The sequence below is a fragment of the Streptomyces sp. CA-146814 genome, from assembly GCF_050942385.1.
Taxonomy (GTDB): Bacteria; Actinomycetota; Actinomycetes; order Streptomycetales; family Streptomycetaceae; genus Streptomyces.
Map to the genome: position 1 here is coordinate 6,315,159 of NZ_CP192068.1, position 22,596 is coordinate 6,337,754.

Below are 22,596 nucleotides of genomic sequence, written 5' to 3' on the forward strand. Positions count from 1 at the left end.
GCGCGGGTAAGGTCTGCGGCTGTGAGTGGAACATCAGCAGCTCTGACACCTCCGGCCGACGCCGTCGCCCCGGTCCGGCACCCGGACGCCCCGCCGCCCGGGGAGCTTCTCGGCGCGCACTACGAGCACTGTTTCGGCTGCGGCGACGGACAGCCGCACGGCCTGCACCTGATGGCACGGGCCGGCGAGGGCGTGAGCGTGACTGCCGAGTTCACCGTCAAGCCCGCCCACCAAGGTGCTCCCGGCCTCGCCCACGGCGGCGTGCTCGCCACCGCGCTGGACGAGACGCTCGGCTCGCTGAACTGGCTGCTGCGCACGATCGCGGTGACCGGACGGCTGGAGACCGACTTCGTGCGGCCCGTCCCGGTGGACACCGTGCTGCACCTGGACGCCCGGATCACCGCCGTACACGGCCGGAAGATCTACTCCACGGCCACCGGCCGGATCGGCGGTCCCGAGGGCCCCGTCGCGGTCCGGGCCGACGCGCTGTTCATCGAGGTCAAGGTGGACCACTTCATCGAGAACGGGCGGCCCGCCGAGATCCAGGCCGCCATGTCCGACCCCGACCAGGTCAGGCGCGCCCGCGCCTTCGAGGTGAACCCGTGACCCGCAACCCCGTCGACGTACTCATCCGCCTGCTCGACCCGGACGTACCGATTCCGGCGTACGGACACCCGGGCGACGCCGGGGCCGACCTGGTGACCACCGAGGCCGCCGAACTCGCCCCCGGCGAGCGCGCGGTGCTGCCCACCGGGGTCTCGATCGCCCTGCCCGACGGGTACGCCGCCTTCGTGCACCCGCGCTCCGGCCTTGCGGCCCGCTGCGGAGTGGCCCTCGTGAATGCCCCAGGGACGGTTGATGCCGGGTACCGTGGGGAGATCAAGGTGATCGTGGTCAACCTCGATCCGCGCGAGAGCGTGCGGTTCGAACGGTTCGACCGGATTGCCCAATTGGTTGTCCAGCAGGTCGAGAGGGTGCGCTTCCACGAGGTGGCGGAACTTCCCGGCTCGGCGCGGGCCGAAGGGGGCTTCGGGTCCACCGGCGGTCATGCGTCGGTGGACGTCGCCGAGGGCGGGATCACCCACGGTGGGAACAGCTACGCTTCGGTCGTATCCGACCGGGAAGGACAGTGACGTGTTCGGACGTCGCAAGAAGAGTGGTTCCGCCGAGGACGCGGCGGACGAGGTGCGCGAGGCCGAGCAGGTCGCCGACGAGAGCGCCGACGGGGCTGCGCCGAGCGCCCGCCGGACGAATCTTCCGCCGGCCCCCCGGCCCGACGGACCCTGGGACAGCGCCGAGGTCTCCCAGCCAGGCGAGGGCCGGGTCGACCTGGGCGGCATCTTCGTGCCCGGGGTCGAGGGCATGGAGCTGCGCGTAGAGGTGGCCGGGGACGCGATCGTCGCCGCCACCGTGGTGCTCCGCGACAGCGCGGTCCAGCTGCAGGCCTTCGCCGCTCCCAAGCGCGAGGGCATCTGGGGTGAGGTCCGCGAGGAGATCGCCTCCGGCATCACGCAGCAGGGCGGCATCATCGACGAGGTCGAGGGCCCGCTGGGCTGGGAGCTGCGCGCGCAGGTCCCCGTACAGCTCCCGGACGGCACCAACGGTGTCCAGCTGGTGCGCTTCGTCGGCGTCGACGGCCCCCGCTGGTTCCTGCGCGGAGTCATCTCCGGCCAGGGCGCCGTCCAGCCGGAGGCCGCGGGCCTGCTGGAGACGATCTTCCGGGACACTGTGGTGGTCCGCGGCGACGGCCCGATGGCCCCTCGCGACCCGATCGTCCTGAAGCTCCCCAACGACGCCCAGATGGTGCCCGAGGGCGTCCAGCAGGAGGAGCAGGAGGGCTCGAAGTTCTCCGGCGGCATGGGCCAGCTCCAGCGCGGACCGGAGATCACCGAGGTCCGCTAGCGGTAGTACGTCACCACAGCATCGCGGCTGGTGGGCCGCACCCTCTTCCGGGGTGCGGCCCACCGGCTTTTCCCGTGACACCGCGCATCAGAGTTCCGTCAATACGGCCCCCGCCCCCGCTCCCGGCCCCGGATGGCGTCCGCGCGCGGAGTAGCGTCGACGGTGGCAGCCGCACCGGGCGCCACCGGCCGTGGACGGACGACGGCCGACGGAAGAAGACAATGGGGCCATGGGACGCGGCACACTCCGGATCTACCTGGGCGCGGCACCGGGCGTCGGCAAGACGTACGCGATGCTCTCCGAGGCCCACCGCAGGGTCGAGCGCGGCACCGACTGCGTGGTGGCCTACGTGAACCACCATGGCCGGCCGCGCACCGAGGCGCTGCTGCACGGCCTGGAGCAGGTCCGGCGCTGCGAGATCACCCACCACCCGGCCCACCCCGCCGAGACCGAGATGGACGTCGACGCCGTCCTGGAGCGCGCCCCGGCCGTCGCCCTGGTCGACGAGCTGGCCCACACCAACCTGCCCGGCTCCCGCAACGCCAAGCGCTGGCAGGACGTCGAGGAGCTCCTGCGCGCCGGGATCGACGTCATATCCACGGTCAACATCCAGCACATCGAGTCGCTCGGCGACGTCGTCGAGTCGATCACCGGCGTACGCCGCCAGGAGACCGTCCCGGACGAGGTGGTGCGCCGGGCCGACCAGATCGAGCTGGTCGACATGTCGCCCCAGGCGCTCCGCCGCCGGATGGCGCACGGCAACATCTATCAGCCCGACAAGATGGACGCGGCGCTCTCGAACTACTTCCGGCCCGGCAACCTCACCGCGCTGCGCGAGCTGGCCCTGCTGTGGACGGCGGACCGGGCCGACGAGTACCTCCAGCAGTACCGGGGCGAGCACAACATCCGTACCACCTGGCAGGCCCGCGAACGCATCGTCGTCGGCCTCACCGGCGGCCCCGAAGGCCGCACGCTCATCCGCCGCGCCTCCCGGATGGCCGCCAAGGGCTCCGGCAGCGAGATCCTCGCCCTCTACATCGCGCGCAGCGACGGACTGACCTCCGCATCGCCCAAGGAGCTCGCCGTCCAGCGCACCCTGGTCGAGGACGTCGGCGGAACGTTCCACCACGTCATCGGCGACGACATCCCCGCCGCCCTCCTGGAGTTCGCCCGAGGCGTCAACGCCACCCAGATCGTGCTGGGCTCCAGCCGCCGCAAGACCTGGCAGTACATCTACGGCCCCGGGGTCGGCGCCACCGTCGCCCGCGAGTCCGGACCCGACCTGGACGTCCACATCGTCACCCACGAAGAGGTGGCCAAGGGCCGCGGCCTGCCCATCGCGCGCGGTGCCCGGCTCGGGCGGGCCCGGATCGTCTCGGGCTGGCTCGTCGGTGTCGCAGGACCGGTCCTCCTCTCGCTGCTGCTGCGGAGCCTGGAGAACGGCCCCGGCCTCGCCAACGACGTCCTGCTCTTCCTCTTCCTGACCGTCGCCGCGGCCCTGCTCGGCGGATTGCGGCCCGCCCTCGCCTCGGCCGCCGTCGGCGTGATGCTCCTGAACTACTGGTTCACCCCGCCGACCCAGACCCTGACCGTCCAGGACCCGGAGAACTTCGTCGCCATCGTGATCTTCTTCGCGGTCGCCGTGGCGGTCTCCTCGGTGGTGGACCTGGCGGCCCGCCGCACCCACCAGGCGGCCCGGCTGCGCGCCGAGTCGGAGATCCTCTCCTTCCTGGCGGGCAGCGTGCTGCGCGGCGAGACCGCGCTGGACGCGCTGCTGGAGCGGGTCCGCGAGACCTTCGCGATGGAGTCGGTCGCGCTGCTGGAGCGGGCCAGCGACGTCGACCCGTGGACCTGCGCCGGGTTCGTCGGCCCCGCCCCGGTCGCCCGGCCCGACGACGCGGACGTGGACATGCCGGTCGGCGACAACATGGCGCTCGCGCTCTCGGGCCGGGTGCTGCCCGCCGAGGACCGCCGGGTACTCGGCGCCTTCGCCGCCCAGGCCGCCGTCGTCCTGGACCGCCAGCGCCTGGTCTGGGAGGCCGAGCAGGCACGCAGGCTCGCCGAGGGCAATCGGATCAGGACCGCGCTGCTCGCCGCCGTCAGCCACGACCTGCGCACCCCGCTCGCCGGGATCAAGGCCGCCGTCAGCTCGCTCCGCTCCGACGACGTCGCCTGGTCGCCTGAGGACGAGGCGGAGCTCCTCGAAGGCATCGAGGACGGCGCCGACCGGCTCGACCACCTGGTGGGCAACCTGCTGGACATGTCCCGCCTCCAGACCGGCACCGTGACGCCGCTGATCCGCGAGATCGACCTCGACGAGGTCGTCCCGATGGCGCTCGGCGGCGTCCCGGAGGGCAGCGTCGACCTGGACATCCCCGAGACGCTGCCCATGGTCGCCGTCGACCCGGGGCTGCTGGAGCGGGTCGTCGCCAATGTCGTGGAGAACGCCGTCAAGTACAGCCCCGGCGGTTCGCGGGTCGCGGTGGCCGCCAGCGCGCTCGGCGAACGCGTCGAGCTCCGGGTCGTCGACCGGGGGCGCGGCGTCCCCGACGGGGCCAAGGAGCGGATCTTCGAGCCCTTCCAGCGGTACGGTGACGCGCCGCGCGGCGCCGGAGTGGGCCTCGGCCTCGCGGTCTCCCGGGGCTTCGCCGAGGCCATGGGCGGCACGCTGGACGCCGAGGACACGCCCGGAGGCGGGCTCACCATGGTCCTCACGCTCGCCGCGGCACCGGGCCGGGACCAGGCCGGGGACCGCGCGGCCCTCCCGGCCGAGGCCGCCCCATGATGGACCCGCCCCACGTGAAGCCCGCCCCCTCCTCCCCGTACAGCCAGCTCAGCAGAAAGGCAGGTCCGCGATGACCCGGGTCCTTGTGGTCGACGACGAGCCGCAGATCGTCCGCGCCCTCGTGCTCAACCTGAAGGCCCGGCAGTACGAGGTCGACGCGGCCCCCGACGGGGCGACCGCCCTCCAGCTCGCCGCCGCCCTCCACCCGGACGTCGTGGTGCTCGACCTCGGGCTGCCCGACATGGACGGGGTCGAGGTGATCCGGAGCCTGCGCGGCTGGACCCGGGTCCCGATCCTCGTCCTCTCCGCGCGCCACACCTCCGACGAGAAGGTCGAGGCGCTGGACGCGGGCGCCGACGACTACGTCACCAAGCCCTTCGGCATGGACGAGCTGCTGGCCCGGCTGCGCGCCTCCGTACGCCGCTCGGAACCGGTCGGCCAGGACGTCACCGAGGACCTCGCGATCGTGGAGACGGCCGGCTTCACCGTCGACCTGGCCGCGAAGAAGGTGCACCGCGCCGGCCGCGACGTACGGCTCACTCCCACGGAGTGGCACCTCCTTGAGGTCCTCGTCCGCAACGGCGGCCGCCTGGTCGGCCAGAAACAGCTCCTCCAGGAGGTCTGGGGGCCCTCCTACGGCACCGAGACCAACTATCTGCGGGTCTACATGGCCCAGCTGCGCCGCAAGCTGGAGGCGGACCCCTCGCACCCCCGCCACTTCGTCACCGAGCCGGGCATGGGCTACCGCTTCGAACGCGACTGACGCCCGCCGCGTCATCCTTTCGAGTGGTTCACCCGGGCCTCGGCCCGTGGCGCGCGAGACCGGTACCCTTCGGGTATGAGTGCTGTTCCCCGACACGAGAAGGCCGGCAGGGCGGAGAGGCCGTCCGGGCGCTTCCGCCGTATGCTCGACCGGCTCTCCAGCTCCCAGGAGGACCTGGAGTCCGAGGAGCTGCGGGAGGACACCCAGGCCACCGGCTGCACCCGGATATCCGAGTGCTCCGACCGGCAGATCGTGAAGGTGGCTGGTACGTTGCGGACCGTCACCCTCCGTCCCCGGGCCGGAGTGCCCGCCCTGGAGGCGGAGCTCTTCGACGGCACCGAGCCGCTGGACGTGGTCTGGCTGGGTCGGCGCTCCATCGTCGGGATAGAGCCCGGCCGCCGGATCATCGCCTCGGGCCGGGTCGCCATGAGCCACGGGCGCCGGGTGCTGTTCAACCCCACATACGAACTCCGACCGCTCGGCAAGGAGTAGCCGGTGACGTCTCTCGACAAGCCGACGTCCGAAATGGACCAGCCCCACCCCACCGACCGGGAGAACGCCGGCGGAAGGCACGCAGCCCAGCAGGACGCCGCGTCGAAGGCGGTCACCGAAGCCGCCCTCTTCGAAGCCTTCGGTGGCGTGCGCGGCATGGTGGAGACGGTCCTGCCCGGGCTGCTCTTCGTCACGATCTTCACGATCAACAAGGACCTGCACACCTCGGCCATCGCGGCCCTGGCCGTCTCCGTCGTCCTGGTGATCGTCCGGCTGGTCCGCCGGGGCACCATGAAGCACGCCTTCAGCGGCGTCTTCGGAGTCGCGTTCGGTGTCGTCTTCGCGATGATGACGGGCAACGCCAAGGACTTCTACCTCCCGGGCATGCTCTACACCCTGGGACTGGCCGTCGCCTATCTCGGCACCGCCGCCGCCGGTGTGCCGCTGATCGGTCTCATCCTCGGCCCGGTCTTCAAGGAGAACCTCTCCTGGCGGACGCGTAACCCGGGCCGGAAGAAGGCGTACACCAAGGCCAGTTACGCCTGGGGCCTCATCCTGCTCACCAAGTGCGCGATCCTCTTCCCGCTCTACTGGTGGGCCGACACCACCCAGTTCGGCTGGGTGCTGATCGCGCTGAAGATCCCGCCGTTCCTCCTCGCGGTCTACCTGACCTGGGTCTTCCTGGCGAAGGCTCCGCCGCCCATCGACGTCTTCGCCGAGATGGAGGCCGAGGAGAAGGCCGCGGAGCAGGCGGAGAAGGACCGCAAGGCCGAGCAGGCCGCGGCGGCTCTCCGCAACCCGGAGGCGTAAGACGTACGTACAAGAGGGGCCCGTAACCGCTGTTGTGCGGTTACGGGCCCCTCTTATGTTCACACGTCAGCTCTACGGCTACGCGTCAGTCGTCGGACGACAGATCGCGGCGGACCGACAGCAGGTCCTCCAACTGCTCCTCGCGCGCCTGGGCCGCCACGAACAGCAGCTCGTCACCGGCCTCCAGGGACTCCTCGGGACTCGGCGTCAGCACCCGCGTCCCCCGGATGATGGTGACCAGAGACGTGTCCTCGGGCCAGGCCACATCGCCGACCCGGGTCCCGGCCAGCGCCGACTCCGGCGGCAGCGTCAGCTCCACCAGGTTGGCGTCGCCGTGGCTGAAGCGCAGCAGCCGGACCAGATCGCCGACGCTCACCGCCTCCTCCACCAGGGCCGACATCAGCCGCGGGGTCGAGACCGCGACATCGACGCCCCAGGACTCGTTGAAGAGCCACTCGTTCTTCGGGTGGTTGACCCGCGCCACCACGCGCGGCACGCCGTACTCGGTCTTCGCGAGCAGCGAGACGACCAGGTTCACCTTGTCGTCGCCCGTCGCCGCGATCACCACGTTGCAGCGCTGCAGGGCGGCCTCGTCCAGCGACGTGATCTCGCAGGCGTCCGCGAGCAGCCACTCGGCCGACGGGACCCGCTCCACCGAGATGGCGCTGGGCGCCTTGTCGATGAGCAGCACCTCGTGCCCGTTCTCCAGCAGCTCGGCGGCGATGGAACGGCCCACCGCGCCCGCTCCGGCAATCGACACACGCATCAGTGACCGCCCTCCTCGGGACCCTCGGCGAAGGCCTCTTCGACCTTGGCGATCTCGTCCGTACGCATCATCACGTGCACCAGGTCGCCCTCCTGGAGGACGGTCTGCGAGGTCGGCAGGATGGCCTCGCCCAACCGGGTGAGGAAGGCGACGCGGACGCCGGTCTCCTCCTGGAGCGTGCTGATCCGGTGGCCGATCCAGGACGGCGTCGTGTGCACCTCGGCGAGCTGCACACCTCCGCTCGGATCGCGCCACAGCGGCTCCGCGCCCGACGGCAGCAGCCGCCGCAGCATCTGGTCCGCCGTCCAGCGGACCGTGGCCACGGTGGGGATGCCGAGCCGCTGGTAGACCTCGGCGCGCTTCGGGTCGTAGATACGGGCCGCGACGTTCTCGATGGAGAACATCTCGCGGGCCACCCGGGCCGCGATGATGTTGGAGTTGTCACCGCTACTGACTGCCGCGAACGCCCCGGCGTCCTCGATGCCCGCCTCGCGGAGGGTGTCCTGGTCGAAGCCGACGCCGGTGACCCGGCGACCGCCGAATCCGGACCCGAGACGGCGGAAGGCCGTCGGGTCCTGGTCGATCACCGCGACCGTGTGCCCCTGCTGCTCCAGGGTCTGTGCGAGAGCGGCTCCGACGCGCCCGCAGCCCATGATGACGATGTGCACCGTTCGCCTACCTCGCCGTCCTGGTCAACCGGCTGACCTGCGAAAACACGCTGCTCACACTTCTCTCTCAGCTTGCCGGGCAAACAACGGGGCAACGACTTCGGCGCTGCCCGGGGATGAGCTTATGCCGCCCGTGGGCCGCTGTTTCCTCCGAGTGTGCGTTGCCCCGGACACATGGGCAAAGGGGGAGTAAAAGTGCTGCGCCGATCGCAAGGATTGCGTTAAGGATTACGGCCGGATTCTGCTCCCGCTGAAGGAGAACCGCAGGAGAAAGGCGGGAGACAGCGGCAGCCACGGCGATCGGTCGTCCGAGACCGGCACACGCTCCGCTTACGATCCTCAGCGTGTCCAAACTGACCGACGTGCCCAAAAGGATTCTGATCGGCCGGGCGCTGCGCAGCGACAAGCTGGGGGAGACCCTCCTCCCCAAGCGCATCGCGCTCCCCGTCTTCGCGTCCGACCCGCTCTCCTCGGTGGCGTACGCACCCGGAGAAGTCCTCCTGGTCCTGTCCATCGCGGGCGTATCGGCGTACCACTTCAGCCCCTGGATCGCGCTGGCCGTCGTGGTCCTGATGTTCACGGTCGTCGCGTCCTACCGGCAGAACGTCCGCGCCTACCCGAGCGGCGGCGGCGACTACGAGGTCGCCACCACCAACCTCGGCCCCCGTGCCGGACTGACCGTCGCCAGCGCGCTGCTGGTCGACTACGTCCTCACCGTGGCCGTGTCGATCTCCGCCGGAGTGGAGAACCTCGGCTCCGCGATCCCGTTCGTCATCGAGCACAAGACGCTCTGCGCCATCGGCGCCATCGTCCTGCTCACCTTGATGAACCTGCGCGGGGTCAGGGAGTCCGGGAAGCTGTTCGCGGTCCCGACCTACCTCTTCGTGGCCGGCGTCTTTCTGATGCTCCTCTGGGGCGCGTTCCGGGGGCTGATCCTCGGCGACACCATGCACGCCCCGACCTCCGAGTTCGAGATCAAACCCGAGCACCAGGGCCTCGCCGGATTCGCGCTCGTCTTCCTGCTCCTGCGCGCCTTCTCCTCCGGCTGCGCGGCCCTCACCGGCGTGGAGGCGATCAGCAACGGCGTGCCCGCCTTCCGCAAGCCGAAGTCCAAGAACGCCGCGACCACGCTCGCCATGATGGGCCTGCTCGCCGTCACCATGTTCTGCGGGATCATCGCCCTGGCCATGGCCACCAATGTCAAGATGGCCGAGAACCCGGCCAAGGACCTGATCCGCGACGGCGTCCCGGTCGGCGAGAGCTTCACGCAGGACCCGGTGATCGCCCAGGTCGCCGAGGCGGTCTTCGGCCACGGCTCGTTCCTCTTCATGGTCCTCGCCGCGGCCACCGCGCTGGTTCTCTTCCTGGCCGCGAACACCGCGTACAACGGCTTCCCGCTGCTCGGCTCGATCCTCGCCCAGGACCGCTACCTGCCGCGCCAGCTCCACACCCGCGGCGACCGGCTCGCCTTCTCCAACGGCATCGTGCTGCTGGCCGGCGCCGCCATCCTGCTGGTCTGGATCTACGGCGCCGACTCCACGCGCCTGATCCAGCTGTACATCGTCGGCGTCTTCGTCTCGTTCACCCTCAGCCAGACCGGCATGGTGCGGCACTGGAACCGCCTGCTGGCCGACGAACGCGACCAGGCCAAGCGCCGCCACATGATCCGCTCGCGCGCCATCAACGCGTTCGGCGCCTTCTTCACCGGCCTGGTCCTGGTCGTGGTCCTGGCCACCAAGTTCACCCACGGCGCCTGGGTCGCGCTGCTCGGCATGGTGATCTTCTACGGCACGATGACGGCGATCCGGAAGCACTACGACCGGGTGGCCGCCGAGATCTCCGCCGAGGACGCCTCCCCGGACGACAGCGTCCGCCCCTCCCGCGTCCACGCGATCGTCCTGGTCTCCAAGCTCCACCGACCCACCCTCCGGGCCCTCGCCTACGCCAAGCTGATCCGCGCCGACCACCTGGAGGCGCTCTCCATCAGCGTCGACCCGGACGAGACGAAGGCCCTGCGCGAGGACTGGGAGCGGCGCAACATCGACGTACCGCTCAAGATCCTCGACTCCCCGTACCGCGAGGTGACCCGCCCGGTCATCGAGTACGTGAAGGGCCTGCGCCGGCAGAGCCCGCGCGACGTGATCAGCGTGTACATCCCCGAGTACGTGGTCGGCCACTGGTACGAGCACCTTCTCCACAACCAGAGCGCGCTGCGCCTGAAGGGCCGCCTGCTCTTCACGCCCGGTGTGATGGTCACCTCCGTCCCGTACCAGCTCCAGTCCTCCGAGGCGGCGAAGCAGCGGGCCCGCAGGCGGGCGGACTGGAGCGCTCCGGGCTCGGTGCGGCGGGGCCCGGTGGAGCGGCGGCACAAGGAGCCGAACCGGAAGGGATGAGGAGGGGGCGGCCGGTCGTGGTCGGCGCCTCGACCACACCCACGTAGACTGGTCGGCTGTTGTCCGGCCGCAGGCCCGACCGTTTGCCCCCTTCCTCCCTGGAGCCTCCCCTCATGCAGAACGAACCCACGTCGTCGCTGGTCGGGGAGGAGTACGAGGTCGAGGTCGGCCCCGTCGCACACGGCGGCCACTGCATCGCCCGTACCGCCGAGAACCAGGTGCTCTTCGTCCGCCACACGCTCCCCGGCGAGAAGATCATCGCCAAGGTCACCGACGGCGACACGGACTCCCGCTTCCTGCGGGCCGACGCGGTGCGGATCCTGGAGCCGTCCAAGGACCGCGTCGAGGCCCCGTGCCCGTACGCCGGTCCCGGCAAGTGCGGCGGCTGCGACTGGCAGCACGCCAAGCCCGGTGCGCAGCGCCGCCTCAAGGGCGAGGTGATCGCCGAGCAGCTCCAGCGCCTGGCGGGCCTGACGCCCGAGGAGGCCGGCTGGGACGGCACGGTCATGCCGGCCGATGGCGACAAGCTCCCGCCGGGCGAGGTGCCGGCCTGGCGCACCCGGGTCCAGTACGCGATCGACGCGGACGGCCGGGCGGGCCTGCGCAAGCACCGCTCGCACGACGTCCAGCCGATCGACCACTGCCTGATCGCCGCACCCGGCGTCTCCGAGCTCGGCGTCGAGAAGCGCGAGTGGCCGCAGATCGCCGCGGTGGAGGCCATCACCGCCACCGGCTCGAACGACCGCCAGGTCATCCTCACCCCGAAGCCCGGCGGCCGGCTCCCGCTGGTCGAACTGGACAAGCCGGTCTCCGTACTCCGTGTCGAGGAGCACGACGGCGGCGTCCACCGCGTCCACGGCCGCGCCTTCGTCCGCGAACGCGCCGACGACCGCACGTACCGCGTCGGCTCCGGCGGCTTCTGGCAGGTCCACCCGCAGGCGGCCAACACCCTGGTCCGCGCGGTGATGCAGGGCCTGCTGCCCCGCAAGAACGACACGGCCCTCGACCTCTACTGCGGCGTCGGCCTCTTCGCCGGCGCCATCGGCCAGCGCATCGGCGAAAAGGGCGCGGTGCTCGGCATCGAGTCCGGCAAACGCGCGGTCGAGGATGCCCGCCACAACCTGAAGGACCTGGACCGCGTCCGCATCGAACACGGCAAGGTCGACCAGGTCCTGCCCCGCACGGGCATCACGGAATGCGACCTGATCGTCCTGGACCCGCCGCGCGCGGGCGCGGGCAAGCAGGTGGTCAAGCACCTGGTGTCGCTGGGTGCGCGCCGTGTCGCGTACGTCGCCTGCGACCCGGCGGCGCTGGCGCGGGACCTGGCGTACTTCGCGGAGGGCGGGTACCGGGTGCGGACGCTGCGGGCGTTCGATCTGTTTCCTATGACCCACCATGTCGAGTGCGTCGCGATCCTGGAGCCCGCCGAAAAGGGCCGCTGACCTGGCGTTTCTCCGACTGTGCATTATGGGCGTTACGTGTGTTAGGTGCGATATCTTGACGCATATTCGACGCACGTGACGCACGTTTGACGTACGAACGGCACGTTGCCTGATGGGTCGTCATGCGTGGTTTACGCCTGTCAGGCGGGGCGCTCCCCCGCGTGGGGGTGGCCCCATGGGATGGGATGGCGAGACCGGCTGCTGAGCGGTTGGCCGGCCCCACTTCCTCTCTTCTCGGCCGTGACGTTCCGTGATGCTGGGGCGAGTGTCGGGCGGACGCCGTGTTCGGGACTGTAGGGGCTCCCGTGTCTTAGGAAGGGCATCCCGGCCGGCACCTCGCCGCACTCGAACCCGTCGGAGAAGGAGCCCGCTGAAGCCTTGCCGGCAGGACCGGGCCCCCGCCCCTGAGTCTGCTCAGGGGCGGGGTTGACGGGCTCCCCTTCGCTCGGGCCGGACGGGTGCGAGCGCCGCGGCCGGATCTTGCTTCCCTCGTCCCCAGGGCAGGAAAAGGGCCAGCGCCGCCAGTACTTGGCCCAGGCCAGGCAGGATGTGCGGCAGGTCCTCGGGCCGGGCCTTCGTCACCACGGCACGCGCGATGATCGCGACCATGGTGAACAGCATGGCTATGACCGCCAGAGCGGTCAGCAGGACGTAGGCAGGCACGGAAGCAAGATCCATCTGTTGGATGAACGCCATTACTGGTGTGGTCTCCAAGGTTCAGGTCCCGGTGATCGGAACAGCCGAGTGTGTGGCACCCCCATGAGACTCGCCAACAACAGGGTCCTGCGAGCCAGGCGACCAGACCCGAAAAAGCCCGGACAGCGCTGGCAGAAGACTTCGTTCGAGCGTACGGCGCAGGACCGCGCCGAACAGGCCATCGTTCGGCGGTATCCGGCGATGTTCGGCGAAGTTCGCAGACGGGCTTCTAGGCTGGAACTCCGCCGAGGGAGGGAACGAGTGGCCGATCAGACCGATGACCAACACCAAGCAGTCGACGCGTATGCCCGAGAGCTGACTGCCTTCGCGGACGCCCTGCACGTCCTGCACGTCGACTGCGGATCACCGTCGTACCGAGAGATCGCCACAGCGGCACGAGCGGCGGGCCGTGTGTCTCTGTCCTCGTCCGCCATCTCTGAAGCGATCAGCGGCAAGCGCCTGCCGTCACTGGACTTCACCCTTGAACTGGTTCGACAGCTGGCGAAAAATGATCAAGGAGTGCTGGACCAGTGGCGCGAGCGGTGGAAGCGAGTCAAGCTTCACCAGCGGCAGGTCGGCGCCCACAGAAAGCGGTCTGGGACTCGAAGTAAGATCGGAGGAGCGCCCGCTCAGCTGCTCCCGGAAGGGGGTCAGGGAGTTCTATCCGCAGCCCACCTCGAAGCAGAACGCATCCTCAAGAATGCGCAGGCTCAGGCAGAGTCAGTCATCGAGAAGGCGCGAATTCAGGCGGACGAGATGACAGCATCAGCGACACAGATGCTCCTCGACGCCACCGAACGTGGAACAATCCACGTGGTCGCACAACTGAAGCTCCGGGAGAATTGCCGGATTGCCCTCGTCGGTCCGCCCGGGAGCGGAAAGGGAACGCAATCACCGTTCCTAAGTAAACTGCTGGAGGTTCCCGTCCTGCACCTTGGGGAGCTGTTCCGCGACAACATCAGAGGCGGTACACGACTCGGACATAAGGCCCGTCGGCACATGGAACGCGGAGAACTCGTTCCCGACGAAGTAACCCTGGGAATGCTAGAAGCCCGACTCCAAGACCGCGACACCCAACACGGCTTCATACTGGATGGCATCCCCAGGACTCTCGGTCAAGTGGAGGCAGTAGACAAGCTGCTAGCGAGGACCTCAGAGAAGATCGACGCCGCGCTGAACTTCGAAGTCGGGCGCGATGAATCTTTCCGGCGTCTTGTCGGTCGACGGATATGCAAGAACGACAGCTCCCATGTTGCCCACATCATGTACGCCGCCCCTCAAAAGGATGGGATCTGTGACATCTGTGGCGGACCTCTCTACTTGCGCGAAGACGACAGCCGCAACGTCATCGCCAGTCGATGGGACGCATGGAATGTCCAGTCGGAGCTCGTCGTGAAGAAGTATGGCTCCGAGCGGCGACTGGTCACCATTTCCGGCACGGGAACCGTCTCCAGTGTCACCGAGCGCGCAATTTCTGCACTCAATGCATATTTCGGCTAGATCGATTCACGGGCTCGCGGGCTGCCGTTTCACTCGCGGCTCGCTGGCGGTGGGCAGGTCCGGGGGAAACCGAACGCCGATGCACGTCACTGTCCGTTTTTTGGAAGTGACGTCCCGAGACGTCAGGTGAGAACGGTCGGCGCCTGTCGTGCCAAGTGCGTACGGGCCCCCAGCTCGAGAGCTGCCCGGAGACCGTCAGCTCGCGGGTCGGTGGCTCACGCCATGGTCCCTACGATTTCCTCGACGATTTCCATGGTTGTCTCCGGGTGCAAGAACGCGAACCGGGCGACGGTTTCGCCCTCCCAGCCGGTCGGCGCGGCGAAGGCGGTCTGGCCGGCGAGGAGGCGGGCGGACCATTCCGAGTAGTCCTCGGCGGTCCAGCCGATCCGGCGGAACAGCACGGCGGAAAGTTCGGGTTCGCGGATGAGCTCGAGGTGCGGGGTGTTCCGGATGAGGGAGGCAGTGGTGCGGGCCAGTGTGAGGGCCTTCTCTATCGCGTCGCTGTAGGCGCGGGTGCCGTGGACGGCGAGGGAGAACCACAGGGGCAGGCCGCGGGCGCGGCGGCTGAGGTGGTGGGCGTAGTCGCTCGGGTTCCACTGCGTGTCGTCGTCCGTGTGAAGCGCGTCGAGGTAGGAGGCGTCCTGGGTGTGGGCCACCCTGGCCAGGCTCGGGTCGCGGTAGAGGAGGGCGGCGCAGTCGAAGGGGGCGAAGAGCCACTTGTGGGGGTCGATGACCAGGGAGTCGGCGTGCTCGATACCCCGGTAACGGTCCCGGACGCTCGGGGCGAGGAGACCGGCACCCCCGTAGGCGCCGTCCACGTGGAACCAGAGGTCGAACTCCCGCGCGTCAGTGGCGATTCCCGCGAGATCGTCGATGATTCCGGCGTTGGTCGTGCCGGCGGTGGCCGCGACTCCGATGACGTCCGACGGGTCTGCGTCGGCGAGGAGTGCCGCGCGCAGGGCGGGACCGGTCAGGCGGTGATCCCTGTTCGGCACCGTGAACGGCTCGACGCCGATGATGCGCAGGGCGTTGCCGATGGAGGAGTGGGCCTGGTCGGAGACGGCGAACCTGACGCGGTCGTACCGGCCGAGGCCGCGGCGGCGCCGGGCCGTGTCGCGCGCGGTCACCAGGGCGGAGAGGTTCCCGGCCGAACCGCCGGAGACGAAGCAGCCGCCTGCGGCGGTCGGCATGTCGGCGAGGTCCGCGAGCAGGCGCAGTACCTGGTTCTCGGCGGCGATGGGGCCGGAGGCGAGGAGCCATGAGACGCCCTGGATCGACGAGCACGAGACGAGCGCGTCGAAGAGGGCGGCGGCCTGTGTGGGGGCGGCGGGGACGAAGGAGAGGAAGCGGGGGCTGTCGACTGTGATCGCGGTGGGTGCCAGCTGCTCGGTCCACAGCCGCAGGACCTCTGCCGGATCTTTGCTTTCCGGCCCGATCAGCCCCGCCAGGGCCCGGCCGAGCTTGTCCCCCTCACCCGGGTGGTTGAGCGTGGGTCGGTTCGAGAGGCGGTCGCGCAGGGAGCCGAGAACGAGGTCGGTGAGGGCAGGGTCGTACGTGTGCATGGCGGGCTTTCGTGTTGGCGACGAGCGGGCTCGGCTCGGCAGGCGGGGAGGGGCTGGGGCGGAGGTCAGTCAAATGCGTGGTCATCGGGAGGAGTTCGGCACTCGCGACAGGTCTGGGGCGGTCAGTTCGTTCGCTCGACCGAACTCGCCGTTCTGAGCGGGGCGCTCGGGCGTTCCGTACCAATCCGGGCCGCATCTTTTGGTGCCGGCGACGACATCCCGCAGGTCGGATCGGACGACGATCGCGTCGAGATCCCGCGGACGACAGCGGGAACGTACGGAAGGCCGCCCCGCATGCGTCACGTCACCCGCCCGGTCCTCGGCATCCTCGGTGGGATGGGGCCCCTTGCCACGGCCGACTTCTACCGGCGGCTCGTCGAGCGCACCCCGGCCGGCTCCGACCAGGCGCACCTGCCCGTCGTCATGTGGGCCGATCCCGCTGTCCCTGACCGGACCGCGGCGCTGCTCGGGGAGGGACCGTCCCCCGTGCCTGCCCTCGTGGAAGGGGCCCGCTGGCTCCAGCGCGCGGGAGCGAGCTGCATCGCCGTTCCCTGTAACACCGCGCACGCCTATGTCGAGCAGCTGTCCAAGGCGACCGGTGTCGAGGTCCTCGACATGATCAGGGCCGCGCTTGAGACGGCGGCCCGCTGCACGCCCGGGCTTGAGCGGGTGGGCGTCTTGGCGACCCGGGGCACGCGGTTGACCGGGCTGTACGAGCGGGCCGGCGCCGGGCTCGGGCTCGACGTCGTGCAGGTGCCCGCCGCGGTACAGGAGGAGTACATCGACGCGGCGATCCGCGCGGTCAAGGGCGGCGCCGATCCCGACCGGCCCGAGCGCTGGATCGCCACGGCCGCCGAGAGCCTCAAGGAACAAGGCGCCCAGGTGGTGATAGCCGCCTGCACCGAGATCCCTCTGATCAGCAGGGCGGCCGCCCGGATGCTTCCGCTGATCGACTCGACCGAGGCCCTGGCCGAAGCTGCCGTCGCCCGCCTGTGGCAGCCCACCGAACCTGTTCGTACCCTGGTACGAACAGGCTGACGTATCCTCGTCCGCACGCACCACGTCGCGGGGCTGCACGCGTCCTAACCTGCGGAGATGATCAGGCACATGTCGACGCACCCCGCCAGGAGCCTCAGCCGGGTGCTCGAGGACTTCGGCCACACCCTCCTGGACCTGCTGTACGGCGATCCCGACGCGGCTGGGGAGATCGGCGGGGTCGGCATCCATGATCCGTACGACGAACAGCACTACCCCGAGCGTGCCATCGTGCTCGGTGTCGGGGTCCACGGTGCGGAGGAGACCGGCCGGCTGCTGCGCTACCTCGCCGCGCTCGGCGCCACTGCGCTCGTCGTCCGCGGACCGGTCGACGACGCCGACGAGCTGGAGCCGGTCGTGGAGGAGACCGGTGTCGCGCTGCTCGCCCTGACCCGCGGTGCCTCGTGGGCGCAGCTGGCGGCGATGCTGCGCACCCTGCTCTTTGAAGGCGACGTGGGGGAGGGGGAGGAGCAGACCCTGGGCGGGGTGCCGTCAGGGGACCTCTTCGCGCTGGCCAACGCCATCGCCACGCTGCTTGACGCCCCCGTCACCATTGAGGACCGCCGTTCCCGCATCCTCGCGTTCTCCGGGCGGCAGGACGAGGCGGATGCTCCCCGAGTGGAGAGCATCCTGGCCCGCCAGGTGCCCGAGCGCTATCTGCGCCACCACGAGGAGCACGGCGTCTTCAAGGAGCTCTACCGCAGCGAGGGTCTGGTGCACGTGCCCGCGCCGACCCTCGGCGGCGAGGTGGCGCTGCCGCGCGTGGCCGTCGCCGTCCGGGCGGGGGACGAGTTCCTCGGCTCCGTATGGGCGGCCCTGCGCAAGCCCCTCACCCCGGAGCGGGAGAAGGCGTTCCTGGAGGCGGCGAAGCTCGTCGCCCTCCACATGCTCCGCTTCCGGGCCGGTACGGACGCCGAGAACCGCCTGCGGGCCGACCTCGTCACGACCGCCCTCGAAGGCGGCGCCGGCGCCGTCGAGGCGCTCGGCCGGCTCGGCCTCGTCGACGAACCCACCCTCGTCATGGCCATGGGGCTCGCGCCCGAACAGGGTGACGACCACGCTCACGTGACCGCCGAGCGCCAGCGCCTGGCCGCCGCCCTGGCCGTACACCTCACCGCCGTACAGCCGCGTTCCGCCGTGGCGCTGCTCGGCGACGTCGCGTACGCCCTCTTCCCCGTCCCCGGCGACAACGCCCACACCCGGGAACGCGCCCTGCAGGTGGCGGCGAACTTCCTCCAGCGCACGGGCGACCGCACCGGCGCCGTCATCGGGATCGGCTCGGTTGCCGAGGAACCTGCGGCGCTTCCCCGATCGCGGGCCAACGCCGACCGGGCGCTGCGCGTGCTCTTCACCGGCCGGGCGGGAAAGCGTGTCGCCTCGATCGCCGACGTGTACGTCGACGCCCTGCTCCTGGAGATGCGGGACCTGGCCATTGCCAACCGCGACGAGCTGTCCGGCCCTCTCGCCCGCCTCGTCGCGTACGACGCCAAGCACAACGCCCACCTGGTGGAGACGCTGGGGGCCTGGCTGGACGCCTTCGGGGACGTGATCACCGCCTCGGCGAGCGTGTTCGTCCACCCCAACACCTTCCGGTACCGGATCCGTCGGGTGGCAGAGGTCGGGGAGATCGACCTCCAGGACCCGTCTGCCCGGTTCGCCGCGATGCTGCAACTGCGCCTGCTGGGACGGGGGCAGACGCAGAGCGGCGGCGGGACCGGGACCGCCGCCAGGCCCGACTGAGCGTGGCTCGGTCAGAGCCGCACACCCGGCGGGAGCGTCAGGTCCGCGTGGGTGTCGTGGAAGGCGTCCGCGTCCTGGATGGTGCGCACCCAGTCGTAGAAGAGTTCCTTCGTGGACAGCGTCTCGATGCCCCGGCCGGCCAGACGCCGCAGGCCCCGCTCGTGGGCCTGACCGGGAGAGTATGCGGCGTCGTCCACGACCACCACGCGCTTGCCGGCATGGTGCAGCTGGATCGCCGAGTGGGCGACGCAGATGTCCGTCTCGATGCCGACGAGGATCATCGTCGTGCGGCCGGTGGCCTCGATCGCGGCGGCGATTTCAGGGTTGTCCCACACCGCGAAGGCGTTCTTCGGCAGGGTGACCGCCTTGGCCGGCAGCACCTCGCGGATCTCCGGCACAGTGTGACCGCTGGCTGCCGGGTCCTCCTCGGTCACCACGACGGGAATCTCCAGGCGGTCCGCCACGGACGTGATCCAGGCGATGCGCCGCACCATGTCGTGGAACCGCTGCCGGTCCACGTCGAGGCGGTGGGGCGGGTAGAAATCGGTCTGCACATCGATGATCACCAGGGCGCAGTCGTCGCGGTCGATCAGCGGCATCGTCGTCTCGTCTCCTCGTACGTCGGGTGCCCGCCACCCTAGGAACGCCAGCCGCCCCCGGAGTCGTCCTGCGGACCAAGCTCCGACCTGCACCTTCGTATCCCCGTACGAACCATGCCGGCGCCTTCGTACGTACGCTTTCGGCCAAGCTCACCGAGCCGCAACCAGACACATCGAACCACCCGGAGGGCGAGCGTGAAGGCCGACATCGAGCACTGGACGAGCCGCCTCGAGACGCTCGCCGCCGACTCCGACGTGCCTGGCGCGAGCCTGGCGTTCTGGTACGGCGGCGAGCTGTACGAGTGCGCCACCGGCGTCCTCAACACCGCCACCGGGGCGCCGGTGCGCGCCGACTCGCTGTTCCAGATCGGTTCGGTCACCAAGGTGTGGACCGCGACCCAGCTGATGCTCCTCGCCGAGCAGGGCCGTGTCACGCTGGACACTCCCGTCGCGGAGATCCTGCCGGAGTTCAGGGTGGGCGACCCCCGTGCCACCGAGGCGATCACGCTGCGCCACCTGCTTACCCACACCTCGGGCATCGACGGAGACCTGTTCCTGGACACCGGGCGTGGTGACGACTGCCTGCGCCGGTACGTCGAGGCGTGTGCCGACCTGGAGCAGACGTTCCCCGTCGGGGACTCCCACTCGTACTGCAACTCCGGCTTCGTCATCGCGGGCCGTGTCGTCGAGCAGCTCACGGGAAAGGTGTGGGACCAGGCCCTGCGTGAGCAGATCTGCGACCCGCTCGGCCTTACGCACACCTGGACGCTGCCGGAGGACGTCCTGCGCTTTGGCGCGGCCGTCGGCCACGACGAGCACGGTGCCGTTGTGCCGCAGTGGGGATTGCCTCGGTCTGTCGGCCCCGCGGGACTGATCTGCGCGCGGGCCGCCGACATGGTCGCCTTCGGCCGCGCCCACCTGACCCCCGGAGCGCTTTTCGCCGACCCCGCCGCCTTGCGGCAGGCGCAGGTCGACCTGCCCAATCCGTACGGCGGCGGGCGACAGTGGGGCATCGGCTGGAGTCTGGACGAGTGGGACGGCCACGAGGCCGTCTCCCACACCGGCGACACCATCGGCCAGCACGCCGCGCTCTGGGTCCTGCCCGAGCCGGGGACGGTCGTCGCCGTGCTGATCAACGGCGGCCGGAGCGTCGAGTTCCAGCACCGTCTCGTCACCGAGCTTCTCGGGGAGCTGCACGCGATCGATGTCCCCGCTCCCCTCGCGCCGCCCGAACCGCCCGTCCACGTCGACGTCGAGCCCTTCGCTGGCGTGTACGAGCGGGCCGGCAGCAGAATCCACGTCACCGCGCACGGGGGCGGGCTGCGGCTGCGAACCGAACCCACGGGCATCCTCGTCGGCCTCGCCCGGTCCCGCACCCTCGACCTCGTCGCCGTCGACGCGACCACGTTCGTCGGCCGCGACGAAGGCGACTCGATCTGGGACGCGGTGGTGTTCGAGCGGCGCCCCGACGGCCCCTCGTACCTCCACTACAGCGGCCGCGCCACACCCAAGACCAGCTGATCTCCGCAGGATTGGATCGCCATGGCACCACCTTCCACCGCAGATGCGGCGGCCTCAGCCCTTTGGGCCATCTTCGACGAGGCAGGAGTCGAGGGCTTCGTCCACGCCCGCGACGTCGACGACGCCGACGGAGACCGCGAGGTCGCCTTCCGCGCCGATGCCCCCGTCATCGTCGCCTCCGTCCGCAAGATCGCCGTCGCGGTCGCCTACGCCCGCCAGGCGGCGGCCGGAGCCCTCGACCGGGCGGCCCGCCACACCATCACCGCCGCCAACCGAGAGGGCGGCGGCATCGGCACAGACAGCTGCCGGCACGATGTCACCCTGAGCACCCGGGACCTCGCCTTCTTCATGCTCTCCATGAGCGACAACGCGGCCACCGACAAGCTCATGGAGATCCTCGGCACGGACCGGGTACGCGCCGTCGCCGCCGAACTCGGCTGCCCGCGCCTTCCGGTCGGGCGCTACCGCGAGCTGTGGGACCCGGTCTGGGAGGAGCTCGGCCTCGACGCGGAGGGCGACATCGATGCCCAGCTCGACCGGGTGAGCGAGGACCGGATCAGGGGCCTGTCCATGCTCGACCCGACCCGTTCCGCGTCCAGTACGCCACGGGAGATCACGTCCATGCTGACGGCGATCTGGCGCGACCGGGCCGGGCCCGCCGAAGCCTGCGCGGAGGTCCGTGAGCTCATGAGCCATCAGCTGTCCGTGCACCGCCTCGTCGCGGGCTTCGACGGCGACGTCCGCGTCGTGGCCAAGAACGGCTCCCTGTGGGGCGTACTCAATGAGGCCGCCGTCGTGGAGTACCCCGACGGCGGCCGCTACACCGTCGCCGTCTTCTTGCGCACCCCCGTCCTCGGTGGGCGTAATCCGGCCGCCGACGCCGCGATCGGCCGCGCCGCCCGGACCGCCGTAGACCACCTGCGCCGCCCGTCGGTCCAAACCACCTTCCAGGAGACAGCATGACCACAGCTGCCGCGCAGTCGGCCGGGGCTGATCAGACCCGCACCACTCTCTCGTACGTCTTCACGCAGGCGCGGGCCGAAGGCTTCGTCCACGTCCGCGACCTCGACACGGGAGCGGAGTTCGGCCACGGCGCCGACACTCAGGTCGTCCTCGCCTCCGTCTTCAAGATCCCCATCGCCCTGGAGTACGCCCGGCAGGTAGCAGCAGGGGAACTCGACCCGGCCCGGCGCCACACCGCCACCGCCGCCTACCGGGCTGGCGGCAGCGGCACCGACGGCTGCGCCCACGACGTCGAGATGAGCGCCCGCGACCTCGCCTTCATGATGATGACGATCAGCGACAACGCCGCCACCGACCTGCTCCTTGACATCGTCGGACCCGACCGCGTCCGTGCGACACTCGACGAGCTGGGCTTCCCCGACTTCGGGTTCTCCTCCTGCGCCGCCCTCGACGACGACATCCGCCGGGAACTCGAACTCGATCCCGACCGCTCCCTCGACGACCAACTCTCCGGCATCCCCGACGAAAGGCTCCTCACCCTCCGCGCCTGCGCCCCCGGCACCAGCCCGTCGAGCACCCCGCGCGAGGTGACCGCGCTGCTCGCCGCGATCTGGCACGACGAGGCCGGGCCGGCGAGCGCCTGCGCCGAAGTCCGGGACATCATGGGCCAGCAGGTCTGGCAGCACCGCCTCGTCTCCGGCTTCCCCGAACCGGGCGTGCGGCTCGCCGGGAAGACGGGCACCGACTTCCCCGTACGCAACGAGGCCGGCGTGATCGAGTACCCGGACGGCAAGCGCTACGCCGTCGGCGTCTTCCTGCGCACCTCGACCGCGGCCACGCGGCAACCGCTCGCCGACGGTGCGATCGGACGCGCCGCCCGGGCCGCCGTCGACCATCTGCGCGCCGGAACCTGAACGCCCCCGCTCGTGCACGCCGCCCCTCCGTACGGACACGTTATG

Annotated in this window: 20 protein-coding genes; 15 read left to right on the top strand and 5 right to left on the bottom strand. The window is 70.3% G+C overall.

Annotated elements, in window-relative coordinates:
- Nucleotides 1–21 precede the first annotated feature (21 nt).
- The 7 genes from ACQP09_RS28300 to ACQP09_RS28330 all read left to right on the top strand — a co-directional run bounded on the left by ACQP09_RS28300 (nt 22) and on the right by ACQP09_RS28330 (nt 6,752).
- Complete coding sequence (locus ACQP09_RS28300) at nt 22–606, top strand: PaaI family thioesterase (RefSeq protein ID WP_404069647.1); 585 nt, start codon at nt 22–24, stop codon at nt 604–606.
- Nucleotides 603–1,133 (top strand): dUTP diphosphatase, encoded by a 531-nt coding sequence (dut, locus tag ACQP09_RS28305; protein ID WP_433404589.1) that lies wholly within the window; start codon nt 603–605, stop codon nt 1,131–1,133. The genes ACQP09_RS28300 and dut overlap by 4 nt, the downstream gene beginning before the upstream one ends.
- A 1-nt stretch (nt 1,134) precedes the next feature.
- The gene (locus ACQP09_RS28310; RefSeq protein ID WP_432150597.1) at nt 1,135–1,902 is read left to right on the top strand and encodes a DUF3710 domain-containing protein; all 768 of its coding nucleotides are present in this window, start codon (nt 1,135–1,137) and stop codon (nt 1,900–1,902) included.
- Between the two features lie 229 nt (nt 1,903–2,131).
- The gene (locus ACQP09_RS28315; RefSeq protein WP_433404592.1) at nt 2,132–4,687 is read left to right on the top strand and encodes a DUF4118 domain-containing protein; all 2,556 of its coding nucleotides are present in this window, start codon (nt 2,132–2,134) and stop codon (nt 4,685–4,687) included.
- 70 nt (nt 4,688–4,757) lie between these two features.
- Nucleotides 4,758–5,450, top strand: a complete 693-nt coding sequence (locus tag ACQP09_RS28320; protein ID WP_433404595.1) for a response regulator — start codon at nt 4,758–4,760, stop codon at nt 5,448–5,450.
- A 75-nt stretch (nt 5,451–5,525) separates the two neighbouring features.
- Nucleotides 5,526–5,942 carry an OB-fold nucleic acid binding domain-containing protein gene (locus ACQP09_RS28325; protein ID WP_356749040.1) on the top strand — a complete coding sequence of 139 codons (417 nt, stop codon included), beginning with the start codon at nt 5,526–5,528 and terminating at the stop codon, nt 5,940–5,942.
- Between the two features lie 3 nt (nt 5,943–5,945).
- Entirely contained in the window at nt 5,946–6,752 is an 807-nt protein-coding gene (locus ACQP09_RS28330; protein ID WP_433404598.1) for a DUF3159 domain-containing protein, read from the top strand.
- 85 nt (nt 6,753–6,837) lie between these two features.
- Here the strand turns inward: ACQP09_RS28330 and ACQP09_RS28335 are convergent, their stop codons facing one another.
- Nucleotides 6,838–7,518 (bottom strand): potassium channel family protein, encoded by a 681-nt coding sequence (locus tag ACQP09_RS28335; RefSeq protein ID WP_433404601.1) that lies wholly within the window; start codon nt 7,516–7,518, stop codon nt 6,838–6,840.
- Nucleotides 7,518–8,186 (bottom strand): potassium channel family protein, encoded by a 669-nt coding sequence (locus ACQP09_RS28340; protein WP_364788335.1) that lies wholly within the window; start codon nt 8,184–8,186, stop codon nt 7,518–7,520. Before ACQP09_RS28340 ends, ACQP09_RS28335 begins: the two co-directional genes overlap by 1 nt.
- A 344-nt stretch (nt 8,187–8,530) precedes the next feature.
- On the opposite strand from ACQP09_RS28340, the gene ACQP09_RS28345 reads away from it, so the two are divergent.
- Nucleotides 8,531–10,579 (top strand): APC family permease, encoded by a 2,049-nt coding sequence (locus ACQP09_RS28345; RefSeq protein WP_433404605.1) that lies wholly within the window; start codon nt 8,531–8,533, stop codon nt 10,577–10,579.
- A gap of 113 nt (nt 10,580–10,692) precedes the next feature.
- Nucleotides 10,693–12,021 (top strand): class I SAM-dependent RNA methyltransferase, encoded by a 1,329-nt coding sequence (locus tag ACQP09_RS28350; RefSeq protein ID WP_433404608.1) that lies wholly within the window; start codon nt 10,693–10,695, stop codon nt 12,019–12,021.
- Between the two features lie 414 nt (nt 12,022–12,435).
- Here ACQP09_RS28350 and ACQP09_RS28355 read toward each other — a convergent pair whose 3' ends face one another.
- Complete coding sequence (locus ACQP09_RS28355) at nt 12,436–12,717, bottom strand: hypothetical protein (protein WP_433404611.1); 282 nt, start codon at nt 12,715–12,717, stop codon at nt 12,436–12,438.
- 261 nt (nt 12,718–12,978) lie between these two features.
- Here ACQP09_RS28355 and ACQP09_RS28360 point away from each other — a divergent pair, with 261 nt between their 5' ends.
- The gene (locus ACQP09_RS28360; protein ID WP_433404613.1) at nt 12,979–14,217 is read left to right on the top strand and encodes a nucleoside monophosphate kinase; all 1,239 of its coding nucleotides are present in this window, start codon (nt 12,979–12,981) and stop codon (nt 14,215–14,217) included.
- A gap of 215 nt (nt 14,218–14,432) precedes the next feature.
- On the opposite strand, the gene ACQP09_RS28365 is transcribed toward ACQP09_RS28360, so the two are convergent.
- On the bottom strand, nt 14,433–15,779 hold the full coding sequence (locus tag ACQP09_RS28365) for a pyridoxal phosphate-dependent decarboxylase family protein (RefSeq protein ID WP_433404616.1): 1,347 nt from the start codon (nt 15,777–15,779) through the stop codon (nt 14,433–14,435).
- A 294-nt stretch (nt 15,780–16,073) separates the two neighbouring features.
- Between ACQP09_RS28365 and ACQP09_RS28370 the strand changes: the two genes are divergently transcribed.
- Both ACQP09_RS28370 and ACQP09_RS28375 read left to right on the top strand, forming a co-directional pair.
- Complete coding sequence (locus ACQP09_RS28370) at nt 16,074–16,817, top strand: aspartate/glutamate racemase family protein (RefSeq protein ID WP_433404619.1); 744 nt, start codon at nt 16,074–16,076, stop codon at nt 16,815–16,817.
- A 69-nt stretch (nt 16,818–16,886) separates the two neighbouring features.
- Nucleotides 16,887–18,554 (top strand): PucR family transcriptional regulator, encoded by a 1,668-nt coding sequence (locus ACQP09_RS28375; protein ID WP_433404622.1) that lies wholly within the window; start codon nt 16,887–16,889, stop codon nt 18,552–18,554.
- 11 nt (nt 18,555–18,565) lie between these two features.
- Here the strand turns inward: ACQP09_RS28375 and ACQP09_RS28380 are convergent, their stop codons facing one another.
- Entirely contained in the window at nt 18,566–19,153 is a 588-nt protein-coding gene (locus ACQP09_RS28380; RefSeq protein ID WP_433404626.1) for an isochorismatase family protein, read from the bottom strand.
- Nucleotides 19,154–19,348: 195 nt separating this feature from the next.
- Here ACQP09_RS28380 and ACQP09_RS28385 point away from each other — a divergent pair, with 195 nt between their 5' ends.
- The 3 genes from ACQP09_RS28385 to ACQP09_RS28395 are packed head-to-tail and all read left to right on the top strand — an operon-like array spanning nt 19,349 to nt 22,551.
- Nucleotides 19,349–20,674, top strand: a complete 1,326-nt coding sequence (locus ACQP09_RS28385) for a serine hydrolase domain-containing protein (protein ID WP_433404628.1) — start codon at nt 19,349–19,351, stop codon at nt 20,672–20,674.
- 21 nt (nt 20,675–20,695) lie between these two features.
- Complete coding sequence (locus ACQP09_RS28390) at nt 20,696–21,637, top strand: serine hydrolase (RefSeq protein ID WP_433404631.1); 942 nt, start codon at nt 20,696–20,698, stop codon at nt 21,635–21,637.
- Nucleotides 21,634–22,551: a serine hydrolase gene (locus ACQP09_RS28395; RefSeq protein ID WP_433404634.1), complete on the top strand. Its 918-nt coding sequence runs from the start codon at nt 21,634–21,636 to the stop codon at nt 22,549–22,551. The genes ACQP09_RS28390 and ACQP09_RS28395 overlap by 4 nt, the downstream gene beginning before the upstream one ends.
- Nucleotides 22,552–22,596: the final 45 nt, after the last annotated feature.